The 9315-nt window shown below is 71.4% G+C and carries 6 protein-coding genes; 3 read left to right on the top strand and 3 right to left on the bottom strand.

The genetic code is table 11. The features are described 5' to 3' along the window. Positions 1–143: 143 nt before the first annotated feature. A complete protein-coding gene (locus ACFWW9_RS44445; RefSeq protein WP_390389403.1) occupies positions 144–716 on the bottom strand; it encodes a GNAT family N-acetyltransferase in 573 nt (190 codons plus the stop codon). 104 nt (positions 717–820) lie between these two features. Continuing rightward, complete coding sequence (locus ACFWW9_RS44440) at positions 821–2743, bottom strand: alpha/beta fold hydrolase (RefSeq protein ID WP_390389402.1); 1923 nt, start codon at positions 2741–2743, stop codon at positions 821–823. Between the two features lie 74 nt (positions 2744–2817). Between ACFWW9_RS44440 and ACFWW9_RS44435 the strand changes: the two genes are divergently transcribed. After that, complete coding sequence (locus tag ACFWW9_RS44435; protein ID WP_390389400.1) at positions 2818–4029, top strand: amidohydrolase family protein; 1212 nt, start codon at positions 2818–2820, stop codon at positions 4027–4029. A gap of 68 nt (positions 4030–4097) precedes the next feature. On the opposite strand, the gene ACFWW9_RS44430 is transcribed toward ACFWW9_RS44435, so the two are convergent. After that, positions 4098–5099, bottom strand: coding sequence for a TerC family protein (locus tag ACFWW9_RS44430; protein WP_390389399.1), 1002 nt, complete (start codon positions 5097–5099; stop codon positions 4098–4100). A gap of 320 nt (positions 5100–5419) precedes the next feature. On the opposite strand from ACFWW9_RS44430, the gene ACFWW9_RS44425 reads away from it, so the two are divergent. Beyond that, a complete protein-coding gene (locus ACFWW9_RS44425; RefSeq protein WP_390389396.1) occupies positions 5420–8293 on the top strand; it encodes an alpha/beta fold hydrolase in 2874 nt (957 codons plus the stop codon). Then, positions 8290–9231: an ABC transporter permease gene (locus tag ACFWW9_RS44420; protein WP_390389394.1), complete on the top strand. Its 942-nt coding sequence runs from the start codon at positions 8290–8292 to the stop codon at positions 9229–9231. Before ACFWW9_RS44425 ends, ACFWW9_RS44420 begins: the two co-directional genes overlap by 4 nt. The last annotated feature ends 84 nt before the right edge of the window (positions 9232–9315 follow it).

The raw sequence follows: 9315 nt of genomic DNA, 5'->3' as shown, positions 1-9315 counted from the left end.
CCACTTGGCCCGTTCGCTTTGTCAAGGCATCTTTCCCGCCTTGACAAAGCGAACGGGCCATGGAGACAATGACGCGAGCGGGGTGACGGGTCCACACCTGACGACGGCCCCCACCTGACGACGGGCCCCCACACCCTGCCGAGCTAGGACCGACGCCGCGCAGCCGGCGTCGTCCGCCGCCGACGCGGAGCCGACAAGAACCGCGCGTACCGCACCTCAGGCAACTCCTGGTCACCCAGTTCGTACCGGTGCACCACTCCGTCGTGCCGCCACCCGTGGGCCTCGTAGAACTCCCGACTGGGCGTGTTGTCCTGGAACACCCACAGCACGGCATACCGGAACCCGTGTTCCAGCAGGTGCCTCACAGCCGCCTCGTGCACCTCGTGCCCCGCCCCGGTCCCCTTGAACCGGGGATCGGCGTAGATCGCGGTCATCTCGCCCGTGTCCAGGTCCGGGTGCGCGTCCCCCACCTCGCGGACGGCGTCGACGGCGCAGTACGCGCCGATCGTGCCGTCGTCCGTCACGGAGACGAACACGGCGCTCGGCTCGGGGAGCGCGAGCACTCGGGTCCAGCCCGGCAACCTGCTCTCGGGCAGCATCCGGTCCAGCACGGGGTCGGCGACGATTCCCCGGTACGCGTGCTGCCAGGCGGCCACGTTGATCCTGGCGATCTCCGTGGCGTCCTCCGGCCGCGCTGTCCGGACGGTCCACTGCATGCAGGCAGCGTGCCGCACGAGCGCCGCCACCGCCAGCCATTGAGAGATCCAGCCCACCGCGCGGCTCGGGAAACCCCCGAAAGTCGCACGGCGGGCTGGACCGGTCACCCGAGGTGCCTGGACCACCAGTCCAGGACGGCGGCGAAGCGCTGGCGCCGGTGGCGGGGCTTGCCGGAGCGGGTCAGCTCGTGGCCCTCGCCGGGGAAGATCAGCATCTCGGCGTCCACGCCGTTGCGGCGCAGTGCGACGAACATGCGCTGGGCCTGCTCCAGCGGGCAGCGCCAGTCGTGCTCGGAGTGCACGACCGCGAACGGCAGGGTGATCTTCTCGGCGTAGGTCAGCGGGCTCATGGCGTGCTGCTTGGCCGGGTCCGCGCCGCAGTAGGCGTCGGCGAAGAACCAGCCGATGTCCGACGAGCCGCCGAACGAGTCCCAGGCGTTGACGGCCCGCTCGCTCCACGCCGCGCGGAACCGCTCGCCGTGGTGCGCGGACAGCCAACTCGTCATGAACCCGCCGTACGAGCCGCCCATGACGCCGACGCGGCCCGCGTCGAGGTCCGGGCGTTCCAGGGCGGCGTCCAGGACGGCGAGGACGTCGTCCACGTCGATGGTGCCGAACGCGCCGACGACCGCCTGCCCGTGGGCCTGGCCGTAGCCCGCGGAGCCGCGCGGGTTCGGCAGCACGACGGCGTAGCCCGCGCTCGCGTACACCTGCGCCTCGTCGAAGAAGCCCTGGCCGTGGAACATGAACGGGCCGCCGTGCACGACGAGCAGCACCGGGTGCGGACCCTCGCCCTCGGGCAGCACGAGGAAGCCGTGCGCCGGGTGGCCGTCGGGCGCGGTGCCGGTCAGCTCGACCGAGCGGCGCACGCCCGCCTCGCGCAGCGGCGCGCCGAAGTCGGTGAGGACGCCGGAGCCGACCAGCTCGACCTCGCCGGGGTTGTCCGAAGTGGACACCACGGCGGCGATCCGGTCGCCGTGCACGCCGAACGACTTGACCTCGCCGCCTTGTCCCGCAAGGACTTCCAGGTCGGCCAGCACGGCGCCGGACGCGTCGAGCGGCACGCGGCGCAGCTCCACGGCCCCGCGGTGGCGGACCGCCACGACGACACCGGTCTCCGTGGGGACCGCCGCGCCCGCGGCGCGCTCGCAGTCGACCGACTCGACGTCGGTGAGCCTGCGGACGGCCGAGCCGTCGAACGCCCAGAGGCCCAGGTTGCGGGCGACCGAGTGGATGCCGGTGAACTCGCCGCCGTAGAAGTAGAGGGTGCCGTCCGGGCCGTGGACCGGGAGGACGGCGTTGCCCTCGGTGCGCACGAGCAGCTCGGGCGCGCCGCCGTCGGCGGGCACGGAGTAGAGGTCGCTGTGCAGCGAGATGGGCTCGCCGAGGTCGCGGTCTGCGACGACCACGATCCGCGTGCCGTCCGGCGTCCACGTGGGCTCGGCGACGGTGAACGTGCCGTCGGTCAGCTCGACCGGCTTCGCGTCGGCGTCCAGCGCGTCCACGACGTGCAGCCGCAGTTCGCGGTCGCCGAGGAAGCCGACGTCGTCGACGCGGTAGTCGAGGCGGGTGATGCGGCGCGGCGCCTCGGCGTCGGGCGTCGGGGCGTCCTCGCCCTCCACGGCCGTCGTGCCGTAGCGGCCCGGCTCGGGCACGCGCGCGGTGAAGGCGATCCGCCGCGAGTCCGGCGCCCACACGGGCACGCCCGCGCCGAGCGGCAGGTCGGTCACCTTGCGCGGCTCGCCGCCGTCGGTGGGCAGCACGTGCACCTGCGGCGCGGCCGCCTTGCCGGTGCCGGAGCTGCGGAGGAACGCCACCCAGCGGCCGTCGGGGGACACTCGGGGCGCGAAGTCGCGGTCGCCCCACGTCCAGCGGACGGGGTCGCCGCCGTCGAGCGGGACGCGGTGCAGACCGCCCCGGTAGGCGTTCGCGGTCAGGTCGGGGCTCGTCACGGTGACCAGGAGGAGGTCGCCGTGCAGCGCGAGCGGGCCGGGCACGGACACGAGGTTCAGGTCATCGGGGCGCACGATCGAGCACGTTACCCCACTATTCTTAGCAAAGCTCACGAGATTTATTGACGATCACACAGGATTGCGGTGCCATGACTCGGATCGTGTTCGCAGGTGGCAAGGTGTTCGACGGCTCCGGCGCGACCGCGCGGCCAGGCGACGTGGTGGTCGAGGACGACCGCATCGTGGAGGTCGGTACCGGCCTCGACGGCGACGAGGTCGTCGACGCGACCGGGCACACCGTGCTGCCGGGTCTGTTCGACTGCCACACCCACTTCATGTTCGGCGACATCGACACGGTGAAGGCGCTGAACACCCCGTTCTCGCTGCCGTTCTACCAGGCGATCCACAACATGCGGGCCACGCTGGAGTGCGGCGTCACGTCCGTGCGCGACGCGATGGGCGCGGACCTCGGCGTGGCGACGGCCGTGCGCACCGGGCTGATCGCCGGGCCGCGCATCAAGATCGCCATCAACATGGTGTCGCAGACAGGCGGCCACGGCGACGACTGGCTGCCCTGCGGCGTCCACGGCTCGGTGCTGCACCCCGGCATGCCCAACGGTGTCGGCGACGGCCCGGAGGAGCTGCGGCGGATCGTCCGCGAGCTGGTGCGGGCGGGCGCGGACGTCATCAAGATCGCGACCAGCGGCGGCGTGCTCTCGCCCCGCTCGAACCCCCGCCTCGGCCAGTTCCGCGACGAGGAGGTCGCGATGGTCGTGGCCGAGGCCGCCGCGGCGGGCATCTTCGTCATGTCGCACGCCCAGGCCACCGACGGCATCAAGGTCGCCGCGCGCAACGGCGTCCGCTCGGTCGAGCACGGCGTGTTCCTCGACGACGAGGCGGTCGAGCTGATGCTGGAGCACGGCACGTGGCTCGTGCCGACGCTGACCGCGCCGCGGGCGGTGCTCAAGCAGATCGCCGCCGGGATGACCGTGTCCGACCAGATCCGGGACAAGGCGATCAGCGTGTCCGCGCGGCACGACGAGTCGGTGCGGATGGCCGTCGCGGCGGGCGTGAAGATCGCCATGGGCTCCGACTCGGGCGTCGGCCCGCACGGCGACAACCTGGACGAGCTGCCGCTGATGGTCGCGAGCGGCATGTCCCCCGCCGCCGCCCTGCACGCGGCCACCCGGTCCGCCGCCGAACTGCTCGGCGTGGACGGGGAACTGGGCACGCTCGAGGCGGGCAAGAAGGCCGACCTCGTGCTGGTCCAGGGAGATGCCGAAGAACTCGCCGCGCGCAGTGGCGGCGAGTTCCGGTCCGCCATCCGCGGCGTGTGGATGGACGGCAAGAAGGTGGTGTGACCGCCGAGGGGCCGTGAGCGGGCGGGAGAGTTAGGGGCTTTCGCGTCCGCTCACGGCACTTCGCCGGGTCAGAGCACGGAACCCACGTGCTTGGCGGCCTCGGGGTGGCGCTTCACCTTGATCAGGCTGGCGACCGTGGTGATGGCCAGGACGCCGACGATCACGCCGAGCGACAGCTCGATGCCGATGGTCGGGACCGGCAGGCCCTCGCCGTCGTTGAGGAACGAGAACGTGTTGGTGTGCAGGGCTTCCAGGATCAGCTTCACGCCGATGAACCCGAGGATCACCGACAGGCCGACCGACAGGTAGACCAGCTTGCTGAGCAGGCCGCCGAGCAGGAAGTACAGCTGCCGCAGGCCCATCAGCGCGAACGCGTTCGCGGCGAACACGAGGAACGGCTCCTTCGTGAGGCCGAAGATCGCCGGGATCGAGTCGAGCGCGAACAGCAGGTCGGTCGTGCCGATCGCCACGATCACGATGAACATCGGCGTCACGAAGCGCTTGCCGTTCAGCTTCACGAAGGACTTGGCCTCGTGGAACGAGTCCGTGACGGGGAAGACCTTCCGCACGATCCGCAGCGCGGCGTTCTCCTTGAACTCGTCCTCCTCCTCGTCGTGGTTCGTCCTCGCCAGGTTGTAGGCGGTGTAGATGAGGAACGCGCCGAAGATGTAGAAGACCCAGCTGAACTGCTCGATGACCGCCGCGCCGACCGCGATGAAGATGCCGCGCATGACCAGCGCCATCAGGATGCCGATGAGGAGCACCTTGTGCTGGTGGATCGACGGCACCTTGAACGCGGTCATGATGATCAGGAAGATGAACAGGTTGTCGACGCTGAGCGAGTACTCGGTGATGTACCCGGCGAAGAACTCCGTGGCGGGCTGACTGCCCGCGAAGTACCAGAGGCCCGCCCCGAACGCGATGGCCACGGCGACGTAGAACGTCACCCAGCGGCCCGCTTCACCGATGGTGACCTCGTGCGGCTTCCGATCGACGATGACGAGGTCGATGGCCAGCAGGACGAGGAGACCGGCGATCGTGGCGATCCACAGCCACGCGGGAACTACCATTATTCCAACCTCCGGACAGGCGCACGCCAATGCCCGGAGGTCTCCTCCACCAGGCGGTCGCTGCCGCCTAGCCAGCGGCACCGGGTGGCTCTCTGGGTCGAGACACCGTGTTGACGACACCGCCGCGTCGGGAGTACTCCCCTCCAGCTGTAGTGGAGTTTGGCGCACGCGGGGGGCCCAGCGCCACCCGTCGTGACCAGACGCACCCGTTTCGTTCGATTTCACCCGAACGATGCCCGGTTCTTCCACCAGCCGAAACACCGGGCGGCTCTCCCCACACCTTCAGCCCGTTCTCAGCAAACCTCCCATAAGGTCAACTCGTGTCCCACCTCTCCCGCCTCCGCGGCAGGTGGTCTCTCCCCATCGTGCTCGTGGTGCTCGCCCTCGTCGGCGGCACCGTGTTCTGGACGCGATCGGGAGACGCCCCTCCGCCGGTGAGCACCCGTGACGCGGTGATCGACGTGCCGGAAAGTCCGGGTTCCTCCCAGACGATCCAGATCGACACCACGCTGTACCTGCCCGCCCAGACGCCCGCGCCCGCCATCCTGCTCCCGCACGGTTTCGGCGGCAGCAAGGCCAGCGTGTCCACCCAGGCCACCGAACTGGCCCAGCGCGGGTTCGTCGTGCTCACCTACTCGGCGCGCGGCTTCGGCCGCAGCACCGGCAAGATCTCGCTGAACTCCCTCGACTACGAGGTCAAGGACGCCCAGAAGCTGCTCGACTGGCTGGCCACCCGCGAGGAGGTGCAGACCGACGGCCCCGGCGACCCCCGTGTCGGCGTGACCGGCGGCTCCTACGGCGGCTCGCTGTCGCTGCTGCTCGCGGGCGTCGACCCGCGCGTGGACACCCTCGCCCCGGTCATCACCTACAACGACCTGTCGCAGGCGCTGATCCCGAACTCCGGCGCGACGACGGCGTCCGACGCCACGACCCCCGCGGGTCGGGCGTTCGGCGACGACGGCGTGTTCAAGCGGTCGTGGGCGGGCATCTTCTTCTCGGCGGGCCTGTCGGGCAGCGAGGGCGCGAGCCCCGGCCAGGAGGCCCCCGAGCCCGGCCAGGCGGACGACGCGGTCGGCAACGCCACCGCGGCGGCCGGGTCCGTGGCCGCGCAGGGCCGCCAGCCCGGCGGCGGCAGCGGCAACGCCCCCGCGCCCGACGCGTGCGGCCGGTTCACCCCCGAGGTGTGCGCCGCGTACACGGAGGTCGCGACCACCGGCAAGGCGAGCCCGGCGACGCTGAAGCTGCTGCGCGACGCGTCCCCCGTGGCGGTCACCGACTCCATCAAGCAGCCGACGCTGATCGTGCAGGGCGAGCAGGACACGCTGTTCGGCCTCGACCAGGCCGACGCCAACGCCCGGCAGATCGCCGCGAACGGCGCCAAGGTCAAGGTCGTCTGGTACGCGGGCGGCCACGACGGCGGCAGCCCCGGCGCGGCGCTGCGCGGGGAGATCGCCGACTGGATGGCGTTCCACCTGCAGAACAAGGGCACGGACCCCGGCACCGGCTTCGAGTACGCGGTGCAGGGCGCGTTCCGCACCAACGGCACGTCGTCGCTGCGGACCGTCACCACGCCCGGCTACCCCGGCCTCTCCGGCGGCACGACGACGCAGCGGACCTCGCTGCCGCTCCAGGGCCGCGAGCAGGTCGTGGTCAACCCGGCCGGGGGCAACCCGGCGGCGGTGAGCAGCCTGCCGGGCTTCGGCTCGGTGCTCAGCGGGTCGAACTCGCTGTCCAGCAGGCTGTCGATCGACCTGCCCGGCCAGGCCGCCGTGTTCAGCTCCGAGCAGCTCACCTCGCAGGTGCTGGTCGCGGGCTCGCCGACGGTGAAGCTGAAGGTCGCGGCGGTGCCCGGCCAGCCGGTGCCCGCCGAGGGCGCGGTGCTGTTCGTGAAGTTCTACGACGCCGACCAGAACGGCAACCGCACGCTGCCCGGCGCGACCGTGGCGCCCGTGCGGATCGCCTCGCTGCCCGCCGACGGGACGCCGGTCGAGGTGACCGTGAACCTGGCGGGCATCGTCCGGCCGGTCGAGAGCAACCACCGCGTGCAGCTCGTCGTCGCCACGACCGACCAGTCGTACGCGAACACCGAGACGCCCGCGGCGTACCGGATCTCGTTGGCGGACAACGCCGTCGAGCTGCCGGTCGTGCCGGGCTCGAACGTCGTCGCGAGCACGTCGACCACCGCGCTGTGGGGCATCGGCATCGTGCTGCTGGCCTTCGTCGCGGTCGGCGTCGTGGCCGCGTTCCGGCGCAGGCTCTCCGCCGACGTGGACCCGGACCTGCTGACCGTGCCGCTGGTGATCGAGAACCTGACGAAGTCCTACCCCGGCAAGCTCACCGCCGTGAAGGACCTGTCGTTCCGGGTCGAGCACGGCCAGGTGCTGGGCCTGCTCGGGCCGAACGGCGCGGGCAAGACCACCACGCTGCGGATGCTGATGGGCCTGATCCACCCGACCGAGGGCGGCATCCGGGTGTTCGGCCACAAGGTCACGCCCGGCGCGCCCGTGCTGTCGCGCATCGGCTCGTTCGTCGAGGGCGCGGGCTTCCTGCCGCACCTGTCCGGCACGGCGAACCTGCACCTCTACTGGGCCGCCACCGGCCGTCCGCCGGAGCAGGCGCACTTCGAGGAGGCGCTGGAGATCGCGGGCCTCGGCAACGCCGTGAACCGCAAGGTCCGCACGTACAGCCAGGGCATGCGGCAGCGGTTGGCCATCGCCCAGGCGATGCTCGGCCTGCCGGACCTGCTCGTGCTCGACGAGCCGACCAACGGCCTCGACCCGCCCCAGATCCACCAGATGCGCGACGTGCTGCGCCGCTACGCGGCGGCGGGCCGGACGGTGCTGGTCTCCAGCCACCTGCTGGCCGAGGTCGAGCAGACCTGCACGCACGTCGTGGTGATGCACAAGGGCCAGCTCGTGGCCGCCGGTCTCGTCGACGACATCGCCCAGGGTGGTGGCGAGGCGACGTTCAAGGTCGACGAGCCGATGCGGGCCGCGACCGTGCTGCGGGGCCTCGACGGCGTGCAGGACGTGCACGTCGACGGCGACCTCGTGCACGCGGGCCTCAACGGCACGCCGCGCGCGGTCGCGCTGGGCGAGCTGGTCAAGGCCGGGGTCATGGTCGACCAGGTCGGTCCCCGCAGGCGGCTGGAGGACGCGTTCCTGGAACTCGTCGGAGAGGGGAGTTCGGCGTGAGCGAGCAAGAACTCGGCGCGAGCGGCGTCCACACCGACTCGGCCGCGATCGACGACCTGACCACCGCCGTGGCGAGCGAGGTGAACGCGGTCGCGCCGGACGGCTCGACCGTGGGCTACCGGGCGCGCAAGACGCTGCCGCTGCGGGTCGAGCTGATCCGCCAGCTCCGGCGGCGCCGGACCCAGCTCGTGCTGGCGTTCCTGGTGCTGCTGCCGTTCATCCTGGTGGTCTCGTTCGAGCTGGGCGAGTCGTCGCCGAACCGCCGCTCCGGCGGGTTCGTCGACCTGGCCACGGCCAGCGGCGTGAACTTCGTGCTGCTGACGCTGTTCGTGACGAGCAGCTTCCTGCTGCCGATGATCGTGGCGCTGTTCTTCGGCGACACGATCGCCAGCGAGGCGTCGTGGTCGAGCCTGAAGTACCTGCTCGCCGCGCCGATCCCGCGGCACCGGCTGCTGCGCCGCAAGGCCGTGTCGTCGGGGCTGCTGTCGGTGTTCGCGCTGGTCCTGCTGCCCGCGGTCGCACTGGCCGTCGGCGTCGTCTGGTACGGCTCCGGCGAACTGGTGAGCCCGACGGGTGAGGCCGCGTCGTTCGGCGACGGCGTGACCGCGCTGGTGTTCGCGGTCGGCTACATCGCGATCCACCTGTTCTGGGTCGCGGGGCTCGCGCTGTTCCTGTCCGTCGCCACCGACGCGCCGCTCGGCGCGGTCGGCGGCGCGGTGCTGGCGTCGATCCTGTCGCAGATCCTCGACCAGATCACCGCGCTCGGCGACCTGCGGCAGTACCTGCCGACGCACTACGCGCTGGCGTGGTCGGACCTGCTGTCGACCGACATCGACTGGACGGAGATGACCAAGGGCGTGTTCTCGGCGCTGGTGTACGGCGGGCTGTTCACGCTGCTCGCCGCCCGCCGCTTCACCACCAAGGACATCACCAGCTAGCAGCTCGTCCCCGAACCGGCCGGTGAGCGCGCTCCCCGGCCCGTTCGTATTTTCCGCAGGGGAAGCGCGGTAGAAACGGTTTTC

The organism is Umezawaea sp. NPDC059074 (assembly GCF_042738955.1).
GTDB lineage: Bacteria > Actinomycetota > Actinomycetes > Mycobacteriales > Pseudonocardiaceae > Umezawaea.
Note: the sequence above shows the minus strand (reverse complement) of the source record. Positions and strands in the feature narration are given on the sequence as shown.

Coding starts and splice junctions, on each gene's coding strand:
- ACFWW9_RS44445 (WP_390389403.1), bottom strand. CDS start 716: ATGCAGTGGACCGTCCGGACAGCGCGGCCGGAGGACGCCACGGAGATC.
- ACFWW9_RS44430 (WP_390389399.1), bottom strand. CDS start 5,099: ATGGTAGTTCCCGCGTGGCTGTGGATCGCCACGATCGCCGGTCTCCTC.
- ACFWW9_RS44435 (WP_390389400.1), top strand. CDS start 2,818: ATGACTCGGATCGTGTTCGCAGGTGGCAAGGTGTTCGACGGCTCCGGC.